Below are 22,081 nucleotides of genomic sequence, written 5' to 3'. Positions count from 1 at the left end.
AAGCATGGCGACCAGCACACAAGCCACCCGCCCCGCCGGCCTGATGCCGTCCGCCGGCGAAGCCGCGCCGGGATCTTCGCCGGCCCACATCGCCAAGGCCGCATTGCGCCGGCTGGCACTCGAGAAGCTCGAACCCACGCCCGAGAACTACGAACGTGCCTACCGCATCGAAGCCGGTGGTGCTGCCGTGGCGACGCTTCTTCCCGAGCGTGGCCAGCGCCTGGTCGAGCGTGTGGCCCAGCGAGCTTTCGACACCGAAGCCGGTGGCGCTGTTGCCGCGGCCGAGTTTGCACAGGCGGTCGCGCGCGGCCGCTGGGAAGTCGCGGAACGAAGCCTGCAAAGCTCGCCGGCGCCCGATGCTTCGGCGATCGCGGCTTTGATCGAGCGCATCGTTCGGGGCATGGAGCGCGGCGGGCGCAACTGGACCCACGCTCGCAAGAAAGACGGCCTGCAGCGCGTGCTGCAAGGCAGCCGAAGCGACCCCAAACGCCTGCAGCAGCGTCTGGCGCAGCTGGTGGCGAGCTGGGAGACCGACGTCGCCGATGCGCCCACCGAAGGGCTGCAGGAAGGCGGCGCGATGGCATCGCCCGACGCGGCCCCCGAGCTGCTGCAGCCCGACATCGCGGAGGCCTCGCCGGTCGAAGGCGAGGCGGCGTGGAGCCGAGCGCTCGAGCCCCTGTCGAAGACCCTGCAACTGGCGCTGCCCGCCGAGAACGACGTGCCACATGAACTGGCGACCGCACTCGCTGCGCTGAGCCGCCGCTTGCAGCTCGAGGGCGCCACGCCGGCGCTCGTCGACGAACTCGAAGCCCTGTGCCGGCATGCCGGCCAGGTGCTGCAACACCGCCACCACCTGCTCGACCAGCTCCGTGGCCTGTGCCAGGAGCTGACGGCCAGCATTGCCGACCTGGCCGAAGACGACAGCTGGGCCAAGGGCCAGTGCGACGCGATGCGGGTCAAGATGGACGAGGGCTTGTCGGCGCGCGGCGTGCGTGCCGTCAGCGAACTGCTGCGCGACACCCGCGAACGGCAGAGCCAGGTTCGCGACGAGCGCGCGCGTGCACGTGATTCGCTCAAGGGGCTCATCAACCAGATGCTCACCGAGCTGAACGAACTGGGCTCGCAGACCGGCAACTTCCACGACAGCGTGGGTCGCTATGCCGACGTGATCGAAAAGGCCGACTCGCTCGAAGGCCTGGCCGGCGTGGTGCGCGAGATGGTCGAAGAAAGCCGCACCGTGCAGTCGCTGGTGCGCCAGACCCAGTCGCGCCTGCAGGAAGAGCACAGCAAGGCCAGCGGCCTGACGCAGCGGGTCAACGAACTCGAAGAAGAGATGCAGCGTCTTTCCGACGAGGTCTGCACCGACCAGCTCACCCAGGTGGCCAACCGGCGCGGGCTGATGCAGGCGTTCGAGGCCGAGCGGGCGCGTGTGGAACGCACCGGCGGGGCGCTGGCGATCGGCCTGCTCGACATCGACAACTTCAAGCGCCTGAACGACGAACTCGGCCACGCCGCCGGCGACGAAGCGCTCAAGTCGCTCGCGACCCTGGTGGCAAAGACATTGCGGCCGACCGACGTGGTGGCGCGCTTCGGCGGCGAGGAATTCGTGGTCTTGCTGCCCGAGACGCCGCTCGAAGAAGCCGAGCTGATCCTGACGCGGCTGCAACGCACGCTCACCGGCGGCCTGTTCATGCACGAGCAGAAGCAGGTTTTCGTGACCTTCTCGGCCGGCGTCACCGCTTACCGGCTGCCAGAGCCTGTCGAGGTGGCGCTGGAGCGTGCCGACCGCGGCATGTACGAGGCCAAGCACAGCGGAAAGAACCGCACCTGCCGCGTCTGAAGCGGGCGGCCGGGATGGCCGCGACAGGGTTCAGCAGTCTTTCAACTTTCCGGCGCCGGTGGCGTGGCCGCTGCGCTCGAGCGCCGCGCTGACCGCTTCGCGGTCGCTCAACCTTTGCTGCTTGGCCATCGACCCTGCGAGCGTGGCCTGGTCTTCCAGCGTGTTGCGTGTCGGCAAGCCGCTGCAGGCGAGCAGGTACACCACACGACGCGAGGTGCCGAGCGTGACGCCGGTGTGCGAGGCGACCCGCGGTGCCATGGCGAGCAGGTCGTCGTAGTTCATGCCGACACGCGGCGCCACTTCGGCGAGGTGACGGGTTTCGGCCCGGCCGACGAAAAAGACCACGACGAACAGCGTCGAAAGACCGATGCCGGCGACTGTCGCGATGTGCTTGTACATGTGCGTCACCCTAAACGTTGAGCTGAAACGGGCCCGGGGCCGATCTCTCCAGGTGGAGAGTGTGAACCGGCTCGCGGGTTCTTGCACGAAACAGGCCAGGCGGGCGGCAAGTTTGGGGGAGCTTGGGCGAGCGCGTGGCGCGTTTGCCTTCTGCCGACCCGCTGCGGTACCCTGCGCGCCATGAACGAACCAGTACAAACAAAGCGGCGCGTCGGCCGGCCGGCTGCCACGGCTGCGCGCACCAACGACCCGCAACGCACGATGGCCAACATCGTCGAGGTGGCGACACGCGAGTTCGCCGACAAGGGCCTGAGCGGCGCGCGCATCGACGAGATCGCGGCGCTCACGCACACCAGCAAGCGCATGATCTATTACTACTTCACGAGCAAGGAAGGCCTCTATGTGGCCGTGCTCGAAGAAGCCTACCGGCGCATCCGCAGCATCGAGGCCACGCTCAACCTCGACGATCTGGAGCCCGAGGCCGCGCTGCGCAAGCTGGTCGGCTTCACCTTCGACTACCAGCTCGCCAACCCGGATTTCATTCGCCTCGTGATGACGGAGAACATCCACAACGGCGAGTTTCTGGCGCAATCCAAGACCATCCAGGAGCTCAACATTCCGGTGATCCACGCCGTGAAGGCGGTGTACGACCGTGGCGTGAAGGCGGGTGTGTTCCGGCGCGGGCTCGACGCCGTGGACCTGCACATGTCGATCAGCGCCCTCTGCTTCTTCAACGTGGCCAACCGCCACACCTTCGCCTTGATCTTCAAGCGCGACATGACCGACCCCGAGGTGATGGAAGGGCGGCGCAAGAACATCGTGGAGATGGTGGCGCGCTACGTCCACAAGTGAAACGGGCCGCAGCCCGCAGACGCAGGGTTTTCACTGATTCGTAAACGTACTAGTTCGTACATTATTCGATCCGAGGAGCGCGCAGAACGCTCCCATGGGGCGTGAGCCGGCTCGGTTCACGACAGCTCCCCGGCCCGCGGCGGCCGCGCACGTGAGCAACAAGACGCAGGAGACGACATGAACAAGGCCCTCGACCTCTACTGCCGTGCGCTGGAAGCCCTGATGGCTCTGGCGCTGGCCATCATGGTGGTGCTGGTGTTCGGCAACGTGGTGCTGCGCTATGCCTTCGACTCCGGCATCACGGTGTCGGAAGAGGTGTCGCGCTGGCTCTTCGTGTGGCTCACCTTCCTGGGCGCGGTCGTCGCGTTGAAGGAGCACGGCCACCTCGGCACCGACATGCTCGTCGGCAAGCTCGGGCCCGCGGGCAAGAAAGCCTGCCTCGTGGTCGCCCAGGTGCTGATGCTGTATGTCACCTGGCTGCTGATCTCGGGCAGCGTGACGCAGGCGCGCATCAACTACGACGTCGAGGCCCCCGTCACGGGTGCCTCGGTGGCGATCTTCTATGGTGCCGGCGTGTTCTTCGGCGTGTCGTCGGCGGTGCTGCTGCTGCGTGAGCTCTGGCGCACGCTGAGCGGGCAGCTCAGCGAGTCGGAACTCGTGATGGTGCAGGAATCCGAAGACCTTGCCGCACTCGAAGCCCATCAGGCGCACGACGCGCACGACGCTGCTTCTGCAGCGGCCACGAAGCGTTGAAGGAGCGCGCGCCATGACCGTCTTCATCTTCCTCGGTTCGCTGCTCGCCGCGATGGCGATCGGCGTGCCCATCGCCTATTCGCTGCTGCTCTCGGGCGTGGCGCTGATGTGGCACCTCGACCTGTTCGACGCCCAGATCCTGGCGCAGAACGTCATCAACGGGGCCGACAGCTTCCCCCTGCTGGCGGTGCCGTTCTTTATGCTGGCCGGCGAGATCATGAACGTCGGCGGCCTCTCGAAGCGCATCGTGAACCTGGCGCTCACGCTCGTCGGACATGTGCGTGGCGGCCTGGGCTTCGTGGCCATCGTCGCAGCCTGTCTGCTGGCGGCGCTGTCGGGCTCGGCGGTGGCCGACACCGCGGCGCTGGCCGCGCTGCTGCTGCCGATGATGGTGGCCGCCGGCCACGACAAGGGTCGCGCCGGTGGCCTGATCGCATCGGCCGGCATCATCGCGCCGATCATCCCGCCGTCGATCGGCTTCGTGATCTTCGGCGTGGCCGCCAATGTGTCGATCAGCAAGCTGTTTCTGGCCGGCATCGTGCCGGGGCTGCTGATGGGCCTGGCAATCGCCGGCACCTGGTGGTGGGTGGCCAAGCGCGAGAACGTGAAGCCGCCGCCGAAAGCCAGCATGGCGGACAAGCTGACGGCACTCAGGCAGGCGACCTGGGCCCTGGTGCTGCCGGTGATCGTGCTGGTGGGCCTGAAGATGGGCGTGTTCACGCCGACCGAAGCGGCGGTGGTGGCCGCGGTGTATGCGCTCTTCGTCGCGACGGTGATCTACCGCGAGCTGAAGTGGAAGCAGCTCTACGGCGTGTTTGTCGGCGCGGCCAAGACCACGGCGGTCATCATGTTCCTGGTGGCGGCGGCCATGGTTTCGGCCTGGCTCATCACCGTGGCAGACATCCCCGCCAAGATGATCTCGTTGCTCGAGCCCTTCATGGGCAACCAGACGCTGCTGCTGATCGCGATCATGGTGCTGGTGATGGCCGTGGGCACGGCCATGGACATGACACCCACGATCCTGATCATGACGCCGGTCCTGATGCCGGTCATCAAGGCCGCCGGCATCGACCCTGTGTACTTCGGCGTGCTCTTCATCATGAACAACGCGATCGGCCTGATCACGCCACCGGTGGGCACCGTGCTCAACGTGGTGGCCGGGGTGGGCCGCATGAAGATGGACGTGGTCACCAAGGGTGTCGTGCCTTTCATGATCGCCGAGTTCGCGATCATGTTCCTGATGGTGCTCTTCCCCTGGATCGTGACCGGCCCCGCCAAGTGGTTCGCCGGTTGACACCCGTTTTGCCTCCAGCCGTGCCCCCGATTTCGTTCGCCGTTCAACAACAGACCCAAGGAGACTTTCCATGACCCGATTCACCCGTCGTGCCGTCGTTGCCGCGCTCGTCGCCTTCATCCCCTTCGTGGCCGCGCAAGCGCAGGACATCAAGGAACGCGCCTTCAAGCTCGCGCTGCAGAACCCGAAAGGCCACCCGCTGGCCACCGGCGCCGAGAAGTTCGCCGAGATCGTGGCGGCCAAGAGCGGCGGCAAGCTCAAGGTCAACATCTTCCCCGGCGGCACGCTCGGCGGCGACGCGCCCAACGTGTCGGCGCTGCAGGGCGGCACGATCGAATTCGTCCTGTTGAACTCGGGCATTCTCGCGTCGCAGGTCAAGGCCTTCGAGGCCTACGACCTGCCGTTCATGTTCGCCAACGGTGCCGAAGCCGACGCGGTGGTCGACGGCCCGTTCGGGCAGAAGATGCACGCCTCGCTCGCCGAGAAAGGCATCATTGGCCTGGCCTACTTCGAACTGGGCTTTCGCAACATCACCAACAGCAAGCGCCCGATCAACACGGTGGAAGACATCGCCGGCCTGAAGCTGCGCGTGATCCCCAACGCGATCAACGTCGACTGGGTCAAGGCGCTCGGTGCGAATCCCACGCCGCTCGCTTTCCCCGAGGTCTATGCCGCGATGGAGCAGAAGGCCATCGACGGTCAGGAGAACCCGCTCAGCGTGATCCTGGCCAACAAGTTCTTCGAGGTGCAGAAGTTCCTGGCGATCACCAACCACCAGTACAACCCGCAGTCGCTGATCTTCAGCAAGAAGGTCTGGGACACGCTCTCGGCACCCGAGAAAAAGATCCTGCAGGACGCGGCAGTCGAGGCCGGCCAGTTCCAGCGCAAGGTCGCGCGAGAGGCGTCGTCCACCACGCTCGACGCGCTGAAGAAGGGCGGCATGCAGGTCACAGAACTGTCGGCGGCCGAGCAGGCCAAACTGCGCGAGAAGCTCAAGCCCGTGATCGACAAGCACGGCGCGGCGCTCGGCGACACGGTCAAGGAAATGACCGCCGAAATCGCCAAGGTCCGCAAGTAAGACCGCTGGCCGCCGGGCGCGCGCTGCGACGGGCGCGCCCGACCCTCACACGATTGAAACTGCCATGAACGCTAACGAGTCTGCGACTCGCCGCTCCGCGCATGGGAGCAAGGCCCTCGTCGGCCTGATCGGTTCGGGCATCCAGCGCTCGCTCACGCCCGCGATGCACGAAGAAGAAGCGCGCCACCACGGGCTGCGCCTGCACTACCAGCTGATCGACCTCGACGCGACCGGGGCCACGGTCGAAGCCCTGCCCACGCTGATCTCGGCCGCGCGCACGATGGGCTTCGCCGGCCTGAACATCACCTACCCGTGCAAGCAGGCGGTGATCCCGCTGCTCGACGAACTCTCCGAAGAAGCGCGTGCGATGGGTGCGGTCAACACCGTCGTGAACCGCGGTGGCAAGCTCGTCGGCCACAACACCGACGGTTCGGGTTGGAGCTGGGGCTTTTCGCGCACGCTGCCGAATGCCGACCTGGGCCAAGTGGTGCTGCTGGGTGCCGGCGGTGCCGGCTCGGCGATCGCCCATGCGGTGCTGCGGCTCGGCGCAGCCCAGCTCACGGTCGTCGACAGCGACGGCCCACGTGCGGCGGAACTGGCGGCGAGCTTGAACACCCACTACGGCGCTGCTCGAGTGAGCTCGGGCACCGACATCGCAGCGGCGTTGGCCCGCGCGACCGGCCTGATCCACGCCACGCCGACCGGCATGGACAAGCTGCCCGGCCTGCCTTTGCCCGAAGCCTTGCTGCGCCCGGACCTGTGGGTGGCCGAGATCGTCTATTTCCCGCTCGACACCGCGTTGCTGAAAGCCGCCCGCGCGCGTGGATGTCCCACGGTGAACGGCGGCACGATGGCCGTGGGCCAGGCGATCGGCGCCTTCGAGTTGTTCACCGGCCTGAAGGCCGACCCGGCGCGGGTGGAAGCGCACTTCAAGCGCATGCTCGCCGAGCGCGACGCGGCCACGGCCTGACACGACCACGGTTCATTCCCAGCAAGGAGCGCCCCGATGCAGATCACCGCCGATCGCGAATCGCTCGCCGATGCCACCAACCCGCTGGGCCTGGCCGGCATCGAGTTCATCGAGTTCGTCACCGCCAAACCGCAGGCGCTCGGCCAGGTGCTGGAGATGATGGGTTTTCGCCCGGTGGCGCGGCACCGTTCGCGCGAGGTGCTGCTGTACCGGCAGGGCGAGATGAACATCATCATCAACGCGCATTCCGGCGGCCTGCCGCGCAGCGTGCAGCCGAGCGACACGCCGGTGATCTCGGCCATTGCGCTGCGCGTGCGCGACGCCGCCACCGCCTACCGCCACGCGCTCGACCGCGGCGCCTGGGCCGTGCCTACGAACGTGGAAGTGATGGAGCTGAACATCCCGGCCGTGCACGGCGTGGGCGCGAGCCGCATCTATTTCGTCGACCGCTACAAGGACTTCTCGATCTACGACGTCGACTTCACGCTCATCCCGACCGTCGACCCGAAGCCGCCGGCGCTCACCGGCATGCACTGGTTCGGCGTGGTGCAGTACATCGGCAACGACCGCATGGAAGACTGGACAGAGTTCTACGCCGAACTCTTCGGCTTCAAGACCCTGCCAGACGACAAACGCTACGGCATCCTGCCCAAGGGCCGCGTCTTGCAGAGCCCGTGCGGCAGCTTCTACCTGCAGCTGATCGAGCCCGAGCCCGGCATTCTCGACACCGAGGGCGAAGAGTCGCTGCAGCGCATCGGCTTCGGAACACCCGACGTGCTGGCCACGGTGGCCGCGTTGCGCCAACGCGGCGTCGGCTTCGTCGAGTCGCAAGGGGTGCATTCGGAAACGCGCGGCGCGCTGACGCAGAGTTACCTGGGCGGCGCGATGTTCGAGCTGGTGCACCACGCGCGCTGAAGCAGGGGCCGCCTTGAAACACGCTCAGGTCGACATCCGCGATTTCGGCATGGACACGATCTCGCTGGCCGGCACCTTGCCGGCCAAGCTGCAGGCCATCCGCGACGCAGGTTTCACGCAGGTGATGCTGATGGCACGCGACCTGATGGGCCACGCCGAAGGGCCCGAAGACGCGGTGCGCGTGGTGAAGGCCAGCGGCTTGCGCGTCACCGGTTTCCAGGTGCTGCGGGATTTCGAGGGCCTGTCGGGCCACCTGCACGACTACAAGATCGACATCGCCAAGGCGATGCTCGAGATGTGCCATGCGGTCGGCGCCAAGGTGCTGTTGATCTGCTCGTCGACCTCGACCCACGCGAGCAGCGACCCCGACGTGCTGGCGCGCGACCTGCGCAAGCTGGCGATGCTGGCGCTGCCGCTCGGCATCCGCATCGCCTACGAGGGCTTGTCGTGGGGCCGCACGATCAACGAGTTCACGACCGCGTGGGACGTGGTCTGCCGCGCCGACGCGCCGAATCTGGGCATCGGCATCGACTCTTTCCACGCCTTCGCAACCAAGACCTCGCTCGAAGACCTGGACATGCTCGACCCGCAGAAGATCTTTCTCGTGCAGCTCGCCGACTTCATGTGGAACGAGATCCCGTCGGTCGAGGAGCGCATCAACACCGCACGGCACTTCCGCGTGTTCCCGGGCGAAGGCGTGCACAGCGAGCAGGTGGCCGAACTGGTGATGCGCCTGGACCGGCTGGGTTACCGCGGCGACTACAGCTTCGAGGTGTTCAACGACGACTACCAGGGCATTCCGCTGCCCGTGGTGGCCGAGCGCGCGCGCCGCTCGGCGGTGTGGCTGAGCGAAGACGTGCTGCACCGGTCTTTGCCGCTGCCGGGCCGCATGCGCCTGAAGCGCAGCGGGGCCTGAGCGGTAGCGCGCCTTAACATCACGGCTCACCGAAAGCCCGCATGAACAAGATCCTGATTCTCAACGGCCCCAACCTCAACCTGCTCGGCACGCGCGAACCCCAGGTCTACGGCCACACCACGCTCGCCGACGTGGAAGCGCTGATGGCCAAGCTGGCAGCCGAGCGAGGCGTCGACGCCGAGTGCTTTCAAAGCAACCACGAAGGCGCCCTGATCGACCGCATTCACGCCGCGCGCACGCAGGGCGTGGGCTACATCATGATCAACCCCGGCGGCCTCACACACACCAGCGTGGCGCTGCGCGATGCGCTCGCCGGCGTGGCCATTCCGTTCATCGAGGTGCACATCTCCAACGTGCACAAGCGCGAAGAATTCCGCCACCACTCCTACCTGTCGGGCATCGCCGAGGCGGTGCTGTGCGGCTTCGGCACCAGCGGCTACTCGATGGCCCTGCACTTCATCTGCGACAAGCTGCAGGCCAAGGCCTGACCATTCGAGGAAAAGACATGATCGACAAGATTGTTCCCAACGTCGAAGCCGCGCTCGCCGGCATCCAGGATGGCGCGACCATCATGATCGGCGGCTTCGGTGGCGCCGGGCAGCCGGCCGAGCTGATCGACGCGCTGATCGCGCAAGGCGCGAAAGACCTGGTGATCGTCAACAACAACGCCGGCAACGGCGACTATGGCTTGGCCGCACTGCTGAAGACCGGGCGCGTGCGCAAGATCATCTGCTCGTTCCCGCGCCAGACCGATTCGCACGTGTTCGACGGCCTGTACCGCGCCGGCAAGCTCGAGCTCGAGCTGGTGCCGCAAGGCAACCTGGCCGAGCGCATCCGCGCCGCCGGGGCCGGCATCGGCGCGTTCTTTACCGCCACCGGTTTCGGCACGCCGCTCGCCGACGGCAAGGAAACCCGCCAGATCAACGGCCGCATGTACGTGCTCGAACACCCGATCCACGCCGACGTGGCGCTCATCAAGGCCGAACGCGGCGACCGCTGGGGCAACCTCACCTACCGCAAGACGGCGCGCAACTTCGGGCCGATCATGGCGGCTGCCGCCAAGCTCAGCATCGCGTCGGTGCACGAGATCGCGCCGCTCGGCGAGATCGACCCCGAGATCGTGGTCACGCCCGGCCTCTATGTTCAACGTGTCGTCTGCCTGCCGCGTGCGGCGGCGGCCTGAGGAGCACACCCCATGAAAAGACTGACCCGCAACGAGATGGCCGCCCGCGTGGCGCGCGACATTCCCGATGGTGCCGTGGTGAACCTCGGCATCGGCCTGCCCACGCTGGTGGCCAACCACCTGCCCAAAGACCGCGAGGTGCTGCTGCACAGCGAAAACGGCGTGCTCGGCATGGGCCCGGCACCCGCCGACGCCGACATCGACTGGGACCTCATCAACGCCGGCAAGCAGCCCGTCACGCTGCTGAACGGCGGCTCGTACTTCCACCATGCCGACAGCTTCGCGATGATGCGCGGCGGCCACCTCGACTTTTGCGTGCTGGGCGCCTTTCAGGTCAGCGTGGGCGGTGACCTCGCCAACTGGCACACCGGTGCGGCCGACGCCATTCCGGCCGTCGGCGGTGCGATGGACCTGGCCATCGGCGCGAAGAAGACCTACGTGATGATGGACCACCAGACCAAGAGCGGCGAAAGCAAGATCGTGCCGCTGTGCACCTACCCGCTGACCGGCGTGGGCTGCGTGAGCCGCATCTACACCGACCTGGCGACGATCGACGTCACGCCGCAAGGCCTGCGCGTGATCGACATGGTCGAAGGCCTCGACCTCGCCGAGCTGCAGCGCCTGTCGGGCGTGCCGATGCAAGCTGCTTGACCACACCGAATCAGGAACCAGAGCCATGAACCACGCTTTCATCGTCGACGCCATCCGCACCCCTTTCGGCCGCTACGGCGGTGCGCTCAGCTCGGTGCGCACCGACGACCTCGGCGCCATCCCCATCCGCGCGCTGATGGCCCGCAACCCCGGGGTCGACTGGGCTGCGGTGGCCGACGTGATCTACGGCTGCGCCAACCAGGCCGGTGAAGACAACCGCAACGTGGCGCGCATGTCGGCGCTGCTGGCCGGCCTGCCGCTGGACGTGCCGGGTGCAACGCTGAATCGCCTGTGCGGCTCGGGGCTCGATGCCGTGGGCACGGCCGCGCGCGCCATCAAGTCGGGCGAAGCGGGCTTGATGATCGCGGGCGGTGTGGAAAGCATGAGCCGCGCGCCCTTCGTGATGCCCAAGGCCGAGAGCGCCTTCAGCCGCGCCAATGCGGTCTACGACACCACCATCGGCTGGCGCTTCGTCAACAAGCTGATGAAAGAGAAGTACGGCGTCGACTCGATGCCCGAGACGGCCGAGAACGTGGCCACCGACTTCAAGATCGAACGCGAAGCGCAGGACCGCATGGCGCTCGCCTCGCAACTCAAAGCCGTGGCCGCGCAGAAGAGCGGCTATTTCGATGCCGAGATCACGCCGGTGACGATCGCGCAGAAGAAGGGCGATGCGATCGTCGTCTCGAAAGACGAACACCCGCGCGAAACCTCGATGGAAGCGCTGGCCAAGCTGAAGGGTGTGGTGCGCCCCGACGGCACCGTGACGGCCGGCAACGCCTCGGGCGTCAACGATGGCGCCTGCGCGCTGTTGCTCGCCAACGAAGCTTCGGCCGCGAAACACGGCCTGACGCCGCGCGCTCGGGTGGTCGGCATGGCCACCGCCGGCGTGGCGCCGCGCATCATGGGTTTCGGCCCTGCGCCGGCTGTGAAGAAAGTGCTGGCGCTCACCGGCTTGACGCTCGACCAGTTCGACGTGATCGAACTCAACGAAGCCTTCGCGGCCCAGGGCCTGGCGGTGCTGCGCGATCTGGGCCTGAAAGACGACGACGCGCGCGTCAACCCGAACGGCGGCGCGATCGCGCTCGGCCACCCGCTGGGTGCCAGTGGCGCGCGCCTGGCGACCACCGCCGTCAACCAGCTCATGCGCACCAAGGGCCGCTACGCGCTGTGCACCATGTGCATCGGCGTCGGCCAAGGCATCGCGGTGGTGCTCGAGCGGGTCTGACACCCGGCGCCTGCGGGTGCAAACAACTGTAAAGCCGGGTGATCCCCGTCATCGCCGAAGGGGGCCGGGCAGTTGAGTGAAGTACGGCGGCCCATCGTGGCCGCGCACTTCATGGAGGCTCAGCATGCCCAAGCTCAAACTCGCCCTGGCCGCGTTTTCTGCGCTGGCCCTGTCGGCCTGTGTCGTGGCGCCGTACCCCCGATACGCCGTGGCCGACCAGGGCTATTACGAAGGCCCGGCCGTCGACGTGGCGCCACCGGCGCCGTATGCCGAGGTGGTGCCCGTCATCCCGTTCCCCGGTGCGATCTGGATCGGGGGTTACTGGGGCTGGAGCGGTGGCCGCCACCAGTGGGTTCCGGGGCGCTGGGACCGGCCACGGGCCGGCTACACGTGGCAGCCGCACGTCTGGCTGAACATCGGTGGCCAGTGGCGCCAGCGTGGCGGCTACTGGCGGCGCTGAACGAAGACGCTCAGGCGTGGCGGCGCAAGGCTGGAGGCGGGCTGGCCTGAGCTTTCCAAGACGGTGAGTTCACGAACTCGGGGCAGGGTGACGAACCTTCGCCGAAGCGCGTGGAATCGATGTAGCGCAGCAGGTGGGCGCGAGCCACTTCTTCTGGCGTGCCTTCCCAGGCGTTGAACCTGAAGTAACCGTCGGGCGCTTCCAGAAAGCGGTCGCCATCGGTCACGGTGGCCGAATACATCAGCATGTTGCCGTGCACCCCGTAGGCCGCCCAGTAACCCAGCTCGCGCCGGGTTCCGCGTTGCAGGTGCTTGCCATCGAAAGTGGCCATGGTCAGTCCTCTGAGCCGAAGAGTGAAACCTGGGTCTGAACCCTGTCTTGCGAACGAGCCTGCATCTTGGCCCACAGTGTCTGGCGAATGAATCACCCGTTCAGGTGCACTGACTCAAGGGGTGTGAGAACGGTCACGTGACCAGCGCCGCCGATCGGAGCCGGCCCGGTTCGGGCGACACTCCTGCTCTTGCCCCGCCGGAGACCGGTCTTGAAGATTCAGATGGCCAGGAAGTCGCTGTTCGCCGTGTTGCTGCGCTCACCGTGGTGGGTGAGTGCGCTCATTGCGTTGGTGGTCGGCACGCTCGGTTTTGCGCTGCTGCCCGAGACCTTGCGTGTGGGCGGCGCGCTGTCGGGTCTGCCGTTCATCGTGATCGCGTGCATCGCGGCATGGCGCCAGTGGCCGCTGCCGAGCGCGACGCAGATCGACGACACCCGCGTGGCCTTGGGCGCACTCGCTTGGCCCGCGTTTTCGAGCCTGCTCGAACAGGCTTTCCGGCGCGATGGCTACGCGGTGGATCCGGGCACGAGCGAGGGTGTGGACTACCTGCTCGAACGCCGCGGCCGGCTCACGGTCGTGAGTGCCAGGCGCTGGAAGACGGCCCGGGTGGGCCTGGAGCCCTTGCGTGCGCTGCAGGCGGCGCGCGAGGCTGCAGAGGCCACCGATGCGCTGTACGTCGCGCTGGGCACCCTGAGCGACAACGCTGCGGTCTATGCCACCGAACACCGCATCACCGTCTGGCAGGCCGCCGAGCTGACGCACGCGTTGAATGGCTTGCCGCTGGCGCTCGCGAAAGGCAGGTGACTGCGCGCAGGCCCGAGGGCGAGGTGGTGGAAACGGTGAGATTCGAACTCACGGACGGGTTGCCCCGTCGGCAGTTTTCAAGACTGCAGCCTTAAACCACTCGGCCACGTTTCCCGAAAAATCGGCAGGCCATGATTGTATCGGGCGGGCTCAGAAGTTCGCGCTGAGCGTCAGCCTCAGGCTGCGCGGCTCGACCGGGTGGAAGTGGATGTCGTTCACGCCCTCGGCGGGCTCGCCGCGCAGGCGCGAGGCGTAGTAGTAGTCGATGTCGCTGCCCTTGCGGTCGAACAGGTTGAACACGTCGAGCGCGACCTTCACGTTGTTCGTGAGCTTGTAGCCCACCCGCAGGTAGGCCAGCGTGGTCGCCTTCGAGCGCTGGCTGTTGTCTTCGATCAACGGCCGCGGGCCGAAGTAGCGCAGCTGAAACTGGCCCGACCACGGGCCCAGGTCGACCACGGTGGCGCCGAGCGACGCGACCGTCTGGATCGACCCGGGGATGTATTTGCCCACCGTCGGGTCGGCCGGGTCGGGTTCGGTGAAACGCGAGCGCGACGCGGAGATGTCGGCATCGAGCAGCAGCCACTTCGTGGCGACGTAGTGGTTGTTCCACTCCACGCCGTGGCGTTGGCTGGCGCGGCTCGGTTCGGTTTCGCCGGCATCGCCGACGAACAGCAGTTCGGAGTCGAGCTTCAGCGTCCACAGTGCCAGCGAGCTCTGCAGGCCGGGGATCAGTTCGGTGCGCGCGCCGAGCTCGAAGCCCTTCGAGCGCACCAGCGGTTTCACGGGGTCGATGGCCGGGCCGGTCGGGTCTTTCGCGGCCACCGTGGCGGTGGTGCCGCGCGCGTCGTTGCTGTGGAAGCCGTAGCCTGCGTTGGCGAAGAATTCGGTCTTGCTCCACGGGCCGAAGATGAGCGAGAGTTTCGGCGAAGCGATGCTCGCGCTCCGGCTGCCGCTGTTGGCGGCGATCGAGCTTGTGACATCGAAGTCGAAGCGGTCGGCGCGCAGCCCTGCGATGCTGCGCAGCCACGGCGTCCACTGCGTCGCGGCCTCGCCGTACAGGCCGGCGCTGGTCTGGCGCACCGTGCTTTCCTGGATCGTTGCGGCGCGCACGCGGGCCACCGTGCTGTAGAGGCCCACCGGGTCGAGGCGGTCGTGGCGCAGCTGCAAGCCTGCGGTGAAGGTGGTGTCGCGCCCGCCGAGCTGCGTGTTCCAGCTGCGGCTCGTGGCCAGGCCGAAGACGCGGCGCTGCTCGGCCTGCTCGAACTGGTCGCCGTTCACGGCGGCGGGGTCGAGGTCGATCGGGTTCTCGAGAAAGTAGCTGAAGTTGGAGAACAGGTCGAGCCGCGACTGCACGGCATAGGCGTTGAGCTTGAAGCGGCCATCGGAAAGCGTGCGCTCCATCTCGTACGAGAGGCTGTAGCGTGCGGTGCGCCCGCCGTCGCTCGTGTCGAGTGCGCCGAAGCGCCCGACGAGCCCCTGATCGACGGCTCGTTGCGGGATCTGGTCGGTCGAGTGCCAGCCGGCCGAGTAGGCCATCGCGGTGATCGCCGACTTGTTGCCGGCGTCGCCGACGGTGTAGCGCAGCACGCCGTTCGTGCGGTGGAACTTTTCGGGGTTCTCCCAGGGCCCGTCGTTGTGCGCAGCTTCGAAGGCATAGAGCAACTGGCCCGCACCGAGCGCGCTGGAGTTGGCGAGCAGGCCACGCCGGTAGCCGTTTTCGCCCAGCGTGACCGAGGCGATGCCGCTGGGCAAGCTGTCGAACAGGCGGATGTGTGCGGCGCCCGCCGAAGCGAAGTCGCCTTCGTCGGCGTAGTACGGGCCCTTCTTGTAGTTGATGCGGTTCACCAGCTCGGGCAGCAACCAGTTCAGGTCGCTGTAGCCGTGGCCGTGGGCGTGGGTCGGCATGTTGACGGGCATGCCACCCACGAAGGTGGCGAAGTCGGTGCCGTGGTCGAGGTTGAAGCCGCGCAGGAAGTACTGGTTCGCCTTGCCGTCACCACTGTGCTGCGTGACGATCACGCCGGGCACGAACTCCAGCACCTCGGCCGGCCGCAAGGTCGGGCGGCTCTCGATCAGCGCGGCGTTGACCGTGCCCTGGCTCGCCGCGTCGGAGCTGCCGACGGCGTTGTCGTAGTGGCCTTTCACGATGACCGGCGCGAGCTGGGCTGCCACTTCGGCCTGTTGCGCCCCGGCGGCCGTGGTGAGGCACAGGAAGGCTAGCGCCAAGGCGCTGCGGGCAAACGGAGGGGTCATGGCGGTGATCCGGAGTCCAAGGTAATCCTGGCCTTACGCCGGCAGATGGCCTTTGGATTCGAGATCGTATGCGAAAGTTGAAAAAGTTCTTACGGTCGCCGCACCGCTGCGCTGGCTGTGGCACGCGCGGCAGTGCCGCGCGAACCTCTCAGGTCGAGGGTTTCAGGTGCACGTGCGGCGCGGCGTGTGCAGCGCGGCCGCGTGCCGTCGCGGCGCCGTGTGGCTCGTGCAGATCGACGCTGATCAGGTTGAGCTTGCCGTGGTGCACACCGCGCTCGGCGCAGATCGCGTCGGCGAACGCACTCACCAGCGCGGTCTGGCCGCGCAGGATCACGGTCTCCAGACAGTGGTCGTGGTCGAGGTGCGCGTGCATGCTCGAGATGGTCAGGTCGTGGTGATCGTGCTGCAGGGCTGTCAGCCGCTCGGCGAGGTCACGCTCGTGGTGGTTGAACACGTACGACAGGCAGGCCACGCAGTGTTTGCCCGCGGCGCCGCCGGGACGCGACTTGCCGAGCTCGGCGCGCAGCAGGTCGCGCACCGCTTCGGAGCGGTTGGCGTACTGGCGCTGCGCCATCCACGCGTCGAACTGCCCGGCCAGGCGCTCGTCGAGAGAGATCGTGAATCGTTCCATGCGGTGCTCCGGGGCGCTGAGCGCGCACTGTAGCGTGCGCCTTCGCGCTCAGGCGCATTCGACCTGGATCACCTCGCGCGTGTCGCCGTCGATGCGCGCAGCCGAGAGCTGCCGCCCCCACACACAACCGGTGTCGAGCGCCAGCAGGTCGGGCCGATTGATCAGGCCGAGCGACGCCCAGTGGCCGAACGCGATCGGCACGCCTTGCGTGCGCCGGCCGGGGGCCTCGAACCACGCGAAGTGGCCGGCCGGCGTGGCGTCGGCGCCTTCCTTGGTCACCAGGTCGAGCGTGCCGTCGGCCGAGACGAACCGGATGCGCGTGAGCGCGTTGACAACCAAGCGGTGGCGCTCGACGCCCTGCAGCGAGTCGCTCCAGCGCGCCGGCCGGTCGCCGTACATCGCCGCCAGAAAGTCACCCACCGCGGGGCTCTGCAGCACCTGTTCGACTTCGCCGGCCAGCGCCAGCGTGGTGGCCAGATCCCACTGCGGCACCACGCCGGCGTGCACCATCAACCAGCCGTGTTCGTGCACCGCCAGGCGCTGGTGGCGCAGCCAGTCGAGCCAGCGCGAGCGGTCGGGCGCGTCGAGGATCTCGCTGAGCGTGTCGCTCTTGTGGGGCAGGCGCACACCGTGCGCCACCGCGAGCAGGTTCAGGTCGTGGTTGCCGAGCAGGCAGGTGGCGGCGTTGCCCAGGCCGTGCAGGCGGCGCAGCGTGGCCAGCGACGCCGGGCCGCGGTTGATCAGGTCGCCGAGCAGCCAGAGCCGGTCGCGCGAGGGCGAGAAGTCGATCTTCGCGAGCAGCCGCTCGAGCGCGTCACAGCAGCCTTGCACATCGCCGATCAGGTAGTTCATGCACCCATTCTGCTACCCTCGCCACTCCTTCATTGCCGCGCGCCCCGCATGGACGTTGCCCTTTTGCTCTTCCTGATCGCGCTCAACGGTTTGTTCGCCATGTCCGAAATGGCGCTCACCGCGAGCCGCAAGGCCAGGTTGCAGGTGATGATCGAAGCGGAAGAGTCCGGCGCGCAGGCGGCGATGGACCTGCACGAGAACCCGACCAAGTTTCTTTCGGTGGTGCAGATCGGCATCACCTCGATCGGGGTGCTGAACGGCATCGTCGGCGAAGCGGCTTTCTCGGCGCCGCTGGCCGAATGGCTGAGCTGGCGTTTCAACATCAAACCCAACGCCGCCGGCGTGACCGCGACCGCGCTGGTCGTGATGGTGATCACCTTCGTCACGATCATCTTCGGCGAGCTGGTGCCCAAGCGCATCGGCCAGACCCACCCCGAGGCCGTGGCCCGGCTCGTGGCGCGCCCGATGGAATGGGTTTCGCTGATCGGCCGGCCGTTCGTGAAGCTGCTGACCTGGTGCACCAACGCCACGCTGAGCCTGCTCGGCATCAAGGGCGGCCCGGGGCGCAGCGTGACCGAAGAAGAGATTGCCGCGAGCCTGGAAGAAGGGCTCGACGCCGGTGTGATCGAAGCGCAGGAACACCAGATGGTGCGCAACGTGTTCCGGCTCGACGACCGCAACGTCGGCTCGATGATGATCCCGCGCGCCGAGATCGTCTGGCTCGAAGTCTCGGCCAGCGCCGAAGACGTGTTGAAAGTCGTCGGCGAAGACGAGCACTCGCGTTACGCCGTGTGCCGCAACGGCCTCGACGACGTGCTCGGCGTGATCTCGGCGCAAACCCTGCTGCAGCAGGTGATGCGCGGCCAGCCGCTCTCGCTCACCGACGGGCTCGAACCGCCGGTGTTCGTGCCCGAGACGTTGTCGGGCATGGAACTGCTGGAGCAGTTTCGCGCCTCGAGCGCCCAGATCGTTTTTGTGGTCGACGAATACGGCGAGGTGCAGGGCATCATCACCGTGCGTGATGTGCTCGAAGCCATCACCGGCGAGTTCGCGACACCGACCTCTGAAGACTCTTGGGCGGTGCAGCGCGAGGACGGCAGCTGGCTCTTCGACGGCTTGATCCCGGTGCCCGAGCTGAAAGACCGGCTCGAGTTCAAGGAGCTGCCCGAAGAAGACCGCGGCCGCTACAACACGCTGGCCGGCATGATCATGCTGCTGCTCGGCCGGCTGCCCGTCACCACCGATTCCGTCGAGTGGGACGGCTGGCGTTTCGAGGTGGTCGACCTCGACGGCAAGCGTGTCGACAAGGTGCTGGCGAGCCGCCTCGCCGTCGAAGCCGAGGTCGAGCACCAGGCGTGACCGGCGTGGTGCCCATGGTGCTGCGCTAGCATCGCGGGCAAGCGGCCTTTGGCGCCGATACCGAGACCGTTTCCATGTCTGCTCTGGTGTTCGAACGATTCCTGTCCACGCCCGAGATGGTCGAAGCCTTCGGCGAAGTGGCGATCGTTCAGGGCATGCTCGATTTCGAGGCGGCACTGGCGCGCGCGCAGGCCGCCGCCGGCGTGATTCCGGCATCGGCGGGTGAGGCAATCGCAGCCGCCTGCCGTGTCGAAGGCTTCGACCTGAACGCGATCGTCGCGGCCAGTTCGGTGGCGGGCACGCTGGCGATCCCGCTCGTCAAACAACTGCAGGCCGCGGTGGCGCAAACCGATGCCGAAGCGGCTGGTTATGTGCACTGGGGCAGCACCAGCCAGGACGTGATCGACACCGCGATGGTGCTCGCCACCCGCCGCGCGCTGGCGCTGATCGACGTGCGGCTGTGCGACCTGGTCAATGCCTTGTTCGGCCTGGCCCACCGCCACGGCGACGTGCCCTTGCTCGGCCGCACCCTGATGCAGCCGGCGCAGGTGATCAGCTTCGGCTTCAAGCTCGTGAGCTGGGTCGCGCCGCTGGTGCGCTGCCGCGAGCGGCTGGCGCGCGCTGCGCAAGGCGCGTTGAAGCTGCAACTCGGCGGCGCGGTGGGCACCTTGTCGGTGATGGGCGATGCCGGAGGCGTGGTGGCCGACCACATGGCCGCGGCCTTGCAGCTCGGGCGGCCGCTCGGCGCCTGGCACACGCAGCGCGACGAATGGGTCGCACTCGCTTGCGAGGTCGGCGTGCTGTGCGGCGCGCTCGGCAAGATCGCGAAAGACATCTCGCTGCTGGCGCAAGGCGAAATCGGCGAAGTGGCCGAGCCGAGCGGCGGTGGCCGCGGCGGTTCGTCGGCCATGCCGCACAAGCGCAACCCGGTCGCGTCGATGATCGTGCTCGCGGCGGCCACGCGCGCGCCGCACCGAGTGGCGGCCTTGCTGGCCGCGATGCCGCAGGAACACGAACGCGGCCTGGGCAACTGGCAGGCCGAGCTGGCCGAATGGCCGGGCCTGTTCATGTCGGCGCACGGCGCGGTGCACGCGCTGGCCGATGCGGTGGGCGGCCTGTCGGTCGACCCTCAGCGCATGCGCGCGAACATCGACGCGTTGCAGGGGCTGGTGTTCGCCGAGGGCGCCTCGATGCTGATGGCACGCCACATCGGCAAGGCGAAGGCGCACGCCTTGCTCGAAACCCTGTCGAAGAAGGCCGTGGCCGAACGGCGCCACCTGCTCGACCTGACGCTCGAAGCCTTGGCCGCCGACCCGCATCTGCACACCCTCGTCGGTGCGGCCGACTTGCGCGCCGCGTTCGACGCCGACGCGGCCGCGCGGCGCGCCAGCGCGCTGGCCGCACCGCAACTCGTGGCGCTCGCCGCCTCGCACCACGCTCATTCAGAAACGGACTCGACGCCATGACCACGCCCGCCGACAAGCACCCGGCCTTGCAGGACGATTTCGACCGTGGCCTGAAGAACCGCCGCGCGGTGCTCGGTGATGCCTGGGTCGACAAATCGGTGAACAACGCGAACGAGTTCAACGCCGAGTTCCAGAGCCTGATCACCCGCTATGCCTGGCACGACATCTGGGGCCGCCCGGGCCTGGACCACACCACGCGCCGCCTGCTCGTGCTCGGCATGACGATGGGCCTGGCGCGCTGGGAAGAATTCGAGCTGCACTGCAAGGCCGCGATCCGCGGCGGCGTGCCGCTCGGCAAGATCAAGGAAACGCTGATGCAGGGCGCGATCTACTGCGGCGTGCCGGCGGCCAACACGGCGTTCAAGCTGACGATGGACATCCTGCGCGAAGAAGGCCTGCTTCCAGCGCCGCAGCCCTTGTCGGCGGGCGTCCGCGTGGCCACGCACCACACCTTCAGCCAGCCGCAGCTGCGTGCTGCGGTGCAGGGCCGGCCCGGGGGCGCGCCGGTGGTGCTGAGCCACGCACTCGGGCTCGACCTGCACATGTGGGACGGCCTGGCCGCCGAGCTGGCCGGCTCGCGCGAAGTGCTGCGCTACGACCACCGCGGCCACGGCGGTTCGGCCGTGCCGGCGGGGCCGTATTCGATGGACGATCTGGTCGACGATGCCGCACGCCTGATCCGCGAATGGGGACGCGGGCCGGTCGTGTGGGTCGGCTTGTCGATGGGGGGCATGGTCGGTCAGGGGCTGGCGGTGCGCCACCCCGAGCTCTTGAAGGGGCTCGTGCTCGCGAACACGAGCTCGAAGTACCCCGAGGCCGCGGCCGCCGTTTTCGCGCAGCGGGTTCAGGCGGTGCAGACCGGCGGCATGGCGGCCATCGCCGATTCGGTGATGGAGCGTTACTTCAGCCCGGCCTTCCGCAACGGGCAGCCCGAAGCCGTGGCAGCCGCGCGCGCCACCGTGCTGCGCTGCGACACCGCCGGCTATGCCGCCTGTTGCCAGGCGGTGGGCGGCGTCGACTGGCTCGGCCGCCTGAACACCGTGAAGTGCCCTACGCTGATCATCGCCGGCGCGCTCGACCTCGGCGCGCCGGTGGCGATGTCTCAGGCGATGGCCGAGCGCATTCCCGGTGCAGAACTTGTGGTGTTCGACGACGCTTCACACCTGAGCGTGGCCGAAGAGCCGGCGCTGTTCGCGCAGACCGTCCAGCGGTTCCTGAAGACACAGGGCTGAGCGTCGGCGCTGCGCTGCGCGGCCGCGCGCGCACTCAGATCGAGTGGGCGTGCCCGGTGTTGGGCGGCGGGCGCGAGCCGCGGCTGCGCGAAGCAGCGAGCTGGCTTTCGTCGTCAGAGCGTGGCGAGCGCACGCCGGCAAAACCGAGCAGGCGGCTCGTGACCCAGACGATGGCAACGAACAGGCCCATGCCGGCGAAAGCAAAGGCGACCAGCATCGCCGCGTGCATCCATTCGGTGCCCAGGATGGCGTAACCGACGGCCCCGACAAAGGCAGCGGCCCCGGCGAAGCCGCGTACACGCGGTGAAGAGACCAGCGCGCCCTGCGCAATCGAGTAGCCGATGCACGCGACGAAGGCCAGCAACAGCTGAAGCAGGCTCATCGACCTGAGACTGTCGAAGACCTCGCCGATCACTGACATGGCCATCCTCCGGGCGTTACCGCTTGTTGCTGTTGCTTCGATTAAACAGCGAAAGGCCGGCGTCGTGTGAGCGAGCGTGACCCCGACCCGTAGGAACTGTCCTGTTTTGCACGGAGCACGCGGCGCTTACAAAAACCCGGTGCACGATGTCGGTAAGCGCAGGTAAAGCGCGCCGCGGATCGACGGAACCCTG

At 67.6% G+C, this 22,081-nt stretch carries 23 protein-coding genes and 1 tRNA gene; 17 read left to right on the top strand and 7 right to left on the bottom strand.

Translation table 11 applies throughout. From position 1 onward, the window contains the following. Nucleotides 1-4 precede the first annotated feature (4 nt). Nucleotides 5-1,840 (top strand): GGDEF domain-containing protein, encoded by a 1,836-nt coding sequence (locus tag AC30PD_RS22800; RefSeq protein WP_489537990.1) that lies wholly within the window; start codon nucleotides 5-7, stop codon nucleotides 1,838-1,840. A 30-nt stretch (nucleotides 1,841-1,870) separates the two neighbouring features. Here the strand turns inward: AC30PD_RS22800 and AC30PD_RS22795 are convergent, their stop codons facing one another. After that, complete coding sequence (locus AC30PD_RS22795; RefSeq protein ID WP_489537989.1) at nucleotides 1,871-2,239, bottom strand: hypothetical protein; 369 nt, start codon at nucleotides 2,237-2,239, stop codon at nucleotides 1,871-1,873. 180 nt (nucleotides 2,240-2,419) lie between these two features. On the opposite strand from AC30PD_RS22795, the gene AC30PD_RS22790 reads away from it, so the two are divergent. From AC30PD_RS22790 to AC30PD_RS22735, 12 genes are all read left to right on the top strand, one after another. After that, nucleotides 2,420-3,091 (top strand): TetR/AcrR family transcriptional regulator, encoded by a 672-nt coding sequence (locus AC30PD_RS22790; RefSeq protein ID WP_489537988.1) that lies wholly within the window; start codon nucleotides 2,420-2,422, stop codon nucleotides 3,089-3,091. Nucleotides 3,092-3,268: 177 nt separating this feature from the next. Continuing rightward, nucleotides 3,269-3,844 (top strand): TRAP transporter small permease, encoded by a 576-nt coding sequence (locus AC30PD_RS22785; RefSeq protein WP_489537987.1) that lies wholly within the window; start codon nucleotides 3,269-3,271, stop codon nucleotides 3,842-3,844. Between the two features lie 13 nt (nucleotides 3,845-3,857). After that, entirely contained in the window at nucleotides 3,858-5,138 is a 1,281-nt protein-coding gene (locus tag AC30PD_RS22780) for a TRAP transporter large permease subunit (RefSeq protein ID WP_489537986.1), read from the top strand. Between the two features lie 70 nt (nucleotides 5,139-5,208). Then, entirely contained in the window at nucleotides 5,209-6,216 is a 1,008-nt protein-coding gene (locus AC30PD_RS22775) for a TRAP transporter substrate-binding protein (protein WP_489537985.1), read from the top strand. Nucleotides 6,217-6,280: 64 nt separating this feature from the next. Further along, entirely contained in the window at nucleotides 6,281-7,186 is a 906-nt protein-coding gene (locus AC30PD_RS22770; RefSeq protein ID WP_489537984.1) for a shikimate dehydrogenase, read from the top strand. Nucleotides 7,187-7,222: 36 nt separating this feature from the next. Beyond that, on the top strand, nucleotides 7,223-8,101 hold the full coding sequence (locus AC30PD_RS22765) for a VOC family protein (RefSeq protein ID WP_489537983.1): 879 nt from the start codon (nucleotides 7,223-7,225) through the stop codon (nucleotides 8,099-8,101). 49 nt (nucleotides 8,102-8,150) lie between these two features. Next, the gene (locus AC30PD_RS22760; protein ID WP_489538000.1) at nucleotides 8,151-9,017 is read left to right on the top strand and encodes a sugar phosphate isomerase/epimerase family protein; all 867 of its coding nucleotides are present in this window, start codon (nucleotides 8,151-8,153) and stop codon (nucleotides 9,015-9,017) included. A gap of 41 nt (nucleotides 9,018-9,058) precedes the next feature. Further along, a complete protein-coding gene (gene aroQ / locus AC30PD_RS22755; protein WP_489537982.1) occupies nucleotides 9,059-9,505 on the top strand; it encodes a type II 3-dehydroquinate dehydratase in 447 nt (148 codons plus the stop codon). Between the two features lie 17 nt (nucleotides 9,506-9,522). Beyond that, a complete protein-coding gene (locus AC30PD_RS22750; protein WP_489537981.1) occupies nucleotides 9,523-10,200 on the top strand; it encodes a 3-oxoacid CoA-transferase subunit A in 678 nt (225 codons plus the stop codon). Nucleotides 10,201-10,212: 12 nt separating this feature from the next. Beyond that, nucleotides 10,213-10,851, top strand: coding sequence for a 3-oxoacid CoA-transferase subunit B (locus AC30PD_RS22745; protein WP_489537980.1), 639 nt, complete (start codon nucleotides 10,213-10,215; stop codon nucleotides 10,849-10,851). A gap of 25 nt (nucleotides 10,852-10,876) precedes the next feature. Beyond that, nucleotides 10,877-12,079 carry a 3-oxoadipyl-CoA thiolase gene (pcaF, locus tag AC30PD_RS22740; protein WP_489537979.1) on the top strand — a complete coding sequence of 401 codons (1,203 nt, stop codon included), beginning with the start codon at nucleotides 10,877-10,879 and terminating at the stop codon, nucleotides 12,077-12,079. A gap of 124 nt (nucleotides 12,080-12,203) precedes the next feature. Then, on the top strand, nucleotides 12,204-12,539 hold the full coding sequence (locus AC30PD_RS22735) for a hypothetical protein (RefSeq protein ID WP_489537978.1): 336 nt from the start codon (nucleotides 12,204-12,206) through the stop codon (nucleotides 12,537-12,539). 10 nt (nucleotides 12,540-12,549) lie between these two features. Here AC30PD_RS22735 and AC30PD_RS22730 read toward each other — a convergent pair whose 3' ends face one another. Then, the gene (locus tag AC30PD_RS22730; RefSeq protein WP_489537977.1) at nucleotides 12,550-12,870 is read right to left on the bottom strand and encodes a hypothetical protein; all 321 of its coding nucleotides are present in this window, start codon (nucleotides 12,868-12,870) and stop codon (nucleotides 12,550-12,552) included. 210 nt (nucleotides 12,871-13,080) lie between these two features. On the opposite strand from AC30PD_RS22730, the gene AC30PD_RS22725 reads away from it, so the two are divergent. Beyond that, a complete protein-coding gene (locus AC30PD_RS22725; RefSeq protein ID WP_489537976.1) occupies nucleotides 13,081-13,674 on the top strand; it encodes a restriction endonuclease in 594 nt (197 codons plus the stop codon). 24 nt (nucleotides 13,675-13,698) lie between these two features. On the opposite strand, the gene AC30PD_RS22720 is transcribed toward AC30PD_RS22725, so the two are convergent. The 4 genes from AC30PD_RS22720 to AC30PD_RS22705 form a co-directional block, all read right to left on the bottom strand. Then, a tRNA-Ser gene (locus AC30PD_RS22720) sits at nucleotides 13,699-13,788 on the bottom strand. Nucleotides 13,789-13,824: 36 nt separating this feature from the next. Further along, entirely contained in the window at nucleotides 13,825-15,927 is a 2,103-nt protein-coding gene (locus tag AC30PD_RS22715) for a TonB-dependent receptor (RefSeq protein WP_489537975.1), read from the bottom strand. Between the two features lie 148 nt (nucleotides 15,928-16,075). Next, complete coding sequence (gene nikR / locus AC30PD_RS22710) at nucleotides 16,076-16,558, bottom strand: nickel-responsive transcriptional regulator NikR (protein ID WP_489537974.1); 483 nt, start codon at nucleotides 16,556-16,558, stop codon at nucleotides 16,076-16,078. A gap of 48 nt (nucleotides 16,559-16,606) precedes the next feature. Further along, nucleotides 16,607-17,410: a symmetrical bis(5'-nucleosyl)-tetraphosphatase gene (locus tag AC30PD_RS22705; RefSeq protein ID WP_489537973.1), complete on the bottom strand. Its 804-nt coding sequence runs from the start codon at nucleotides 17,408-17,410 to the stop codon at nucleotides 16,607-16,609. Between the two features lie 48 nt (nucleotides 17,411-17,458). Between AC30PD_RS22705 and AC30PD_RS22700 the strand changes: the two genes are divergently transcribed. From AC30PD_RS22700 to pcaCD, 3 genes are all read left to right on the top strand, one after another. Further along, nucleotides 17,459-18,769: a hemolysin family protein gene (locus AC30PD_RS22700; protein ID WP_489537972.1), complete on the top strand. Its 1,311-nt coding sequence runs from the start codon at nucleotides 17,459-17,461 to the stop codon at nucleotides 18,767-18,769. A 74-nt stretch (nucleotides 18,770-18,843) separates the two neighbouring features. Then, nucleotides 18,844-20,235 carry a 3-carboxy-cis,cis-muconate cycloisomerase gene (gene pcaB / locus AC30PD_RS22695; protein WP_489537971.1) on the top strand — a complete coding sequence of 464 codons (1,392 nt, stop codon included), beginning with the start codon at nucleotides 18,844-18,846 and terminating at the stop codon, nucleotides 20,233-20,235. After that, complete coding sequence (pcaCD, locus tag AC30PD_RS22690; protein ID WP_489537970.1) at nucleotides 20,232-21,467, top strand: bifunctional 4-carboxymuconolactone decarboxylase/3-oxoadipate enol-lactonase PcaCD; 1,236 nt, start codon at nucleotides 20,232-20,234, stop codon at nucleotides 21,465-21,467. The genes pcaB and pcaCD overlap by 4 nt, the downstream gene beginning before the upstream one ends. Nucleotides 21,468-21,501: 34 nt before the next feature. Here pcaCD and AC30PD_RS22685 read toward each other — a convergent pair whose 3' ends face one another. Further along, nucleotides 21,502-21,888: a hypothetical protein gene (locus tag AC30PD_RS22685; RefSeq protein ID WP_489537969.1), complete on the bottom strand. Its 387-nt coding sequence runs from the start codon at nucleotides 21,886-21,888 to the stop codon at nucleotides 21,502-21,504. Between the last annotated feature and the right edge of the window lie 193 nt (nucleotides 21,889-22,081).

Origin of the sequence: Rhizobacter sp., assembly GCF_032229685.1 — a bacterium.
Classification (GTDB): domain Bacteria; phylum Pseudomonadota; class Gammaproteobacteria; order Burkholderiales; family Burkholderiaceae_C; genus LMDS01.
This window is presented reverse-complemented; position numbering and strand designations above follow the sequence as displayed.

Coding starts and splice junctions, on each gene's coding strand:
- AC30PD_RS22745 (WP_489537980.1), top strand. CDS start 10,213: ATGAAAAGACTGACCCGCAACGAGATGGCCGCCCGCGTGGCGCGCGAC.
- nikR (WP_489537974.1), bottom strand. CDS start 16,558: ATGGAACGATTCACGATCTCTCTCGACGAGCGCCTGGCCGGGCAGTTC.
- AC30PD_RS22760 (WP_489538000.1), top strand. CDS start 8,151: ATGGACACGATCTCGCTGGCCGGCACCTTGCCGGCCAAGCTGCAGGCC.
- AC30PD_RS22735 (WP_489537978.1), top strand. CDS start 12,204: ATGCCCAAGCTCAAACTCGCCCTGGCCGCGTTTTCTGCGCTGGCCCTG.
- AC30PD_RS22750 (WP_489537981.1), top strand. CDS start 9,523: ATGATCGACAAGATTGTTCCCAACGTCGAAGCCGCGCTCGCCGGCATC.
- pcaB (WP_489537971.1), top strand. CDS start 18,844: ATGTCTGCTCTGGTGTTCGAACGATTCCTGTCCACGCCCGAGATGGTC.
- AC30PD_RS22685 (WP_489537969.1), bottom strand. CDS start 21,888: ATGTCAGTGATCGGCGAGGTCTTCGACAGTCTCAGGTCGATGAGCCTG.
- pcaCD (WP_489537970.1), top strand. CDS start 20,232: ATGACCACGCCCGCCGACAAGCACCCGGCCTTGCAGGACGATTTCGAC.
- AC30PD_RS22785 (WP_489537987.1), top strand. CDS start 3,269: ATGAACAAGGCCCTCGACCTCTACTGCCGTGCGCTGGAAGCCCTGATG.
- AC30PD_RS22775 (WP_489537985.1), top strand. CDS start 5,209: ATGACCCGATTCACCCGTCGTGCCGTCGTTGCCGCGCTCGTCGCCTTC.
- AC30PD_RS22765 (WP_489537983.1), top strand. CDS start 7,223: ATGCAGATCACCGCCGATCGCGAATCGCTCGCCGATGCCACCAACCCG.
- AC30PD_RS22790 (WP_489537988.1), top strand. CDS start 2,420: ATGAACGAACCAGTACAAACAAAGCGGCGCGTCGGCCGGCCGGCTGCC.
- pcaF (WP_489537979.1), top strand. CDS start 10,877: ATGAACCACGCTTTCATCGTCGACGCCATCCGCACCCCTTTCGGCCGC.
- AC30PD_RS22800 (WP_489537990.1), top strand. CDS start 5: ATGGCGACCAGCACACAAGCCACCCGCCCCGCCGGCCTGATGCCGTCC.
- AC30PD_RS22730 (WP_489537977.1), bottom strand. CDS start 12,870: ATGGCCACTTTCGATGGCAAGCACCTGCAACGCGGAACCCGGCGCGAG.
- AC30PD_RS22705 (WP_489537973.1), bottom strand. CDS start 17,410: ATGAACTACCTGATCGGCGATGTGCAAGGCTGCTGTGACGCGCTCGAG.
- AC30PD_RS22700 (WP_489537972.1), top strand. CDS start 17,459: ATGGACGTTGCCCTTTTGCTCTTCCTGATCGCGCTCAACGGTTTGTTC.
- AC30PD_RS22795 (WP_489537989.1), bottom strand. CDS start 2,239: ATGTACAAGCACATCGCGACAGTCGCCGGCATCGGTCTTTCGACGCTG.
- aroQ (WP_489537982.1), top strand. CDS start 9,059: ATGAACAAGATCCTGATTCTCAACGGCCCCAACCTCAACCTGCTCGGC.
- AC30PD_RS22715 (WP_489537975.1), bottom strand. CDS start 15,927: ATGACCCCTCCGTTTGCCCGCAGCGCCTTGGCGCTAGCCTTCCTGTGC.
- AC30PD_RS22770 (WP_489537984.1), top strand. CDS start 6,281: ATGAACGCTAACGAGTCTGCGACTCGCCGCTCCGCGCATGGGAGCAAG.
- AC30PD_RS22780 (WP_489537986.1), top strand. CDS start 3,858: ATGACCGTCTTCATCTTCCTCGGTTCGCTGCTCGCCGCGATGGCGATC.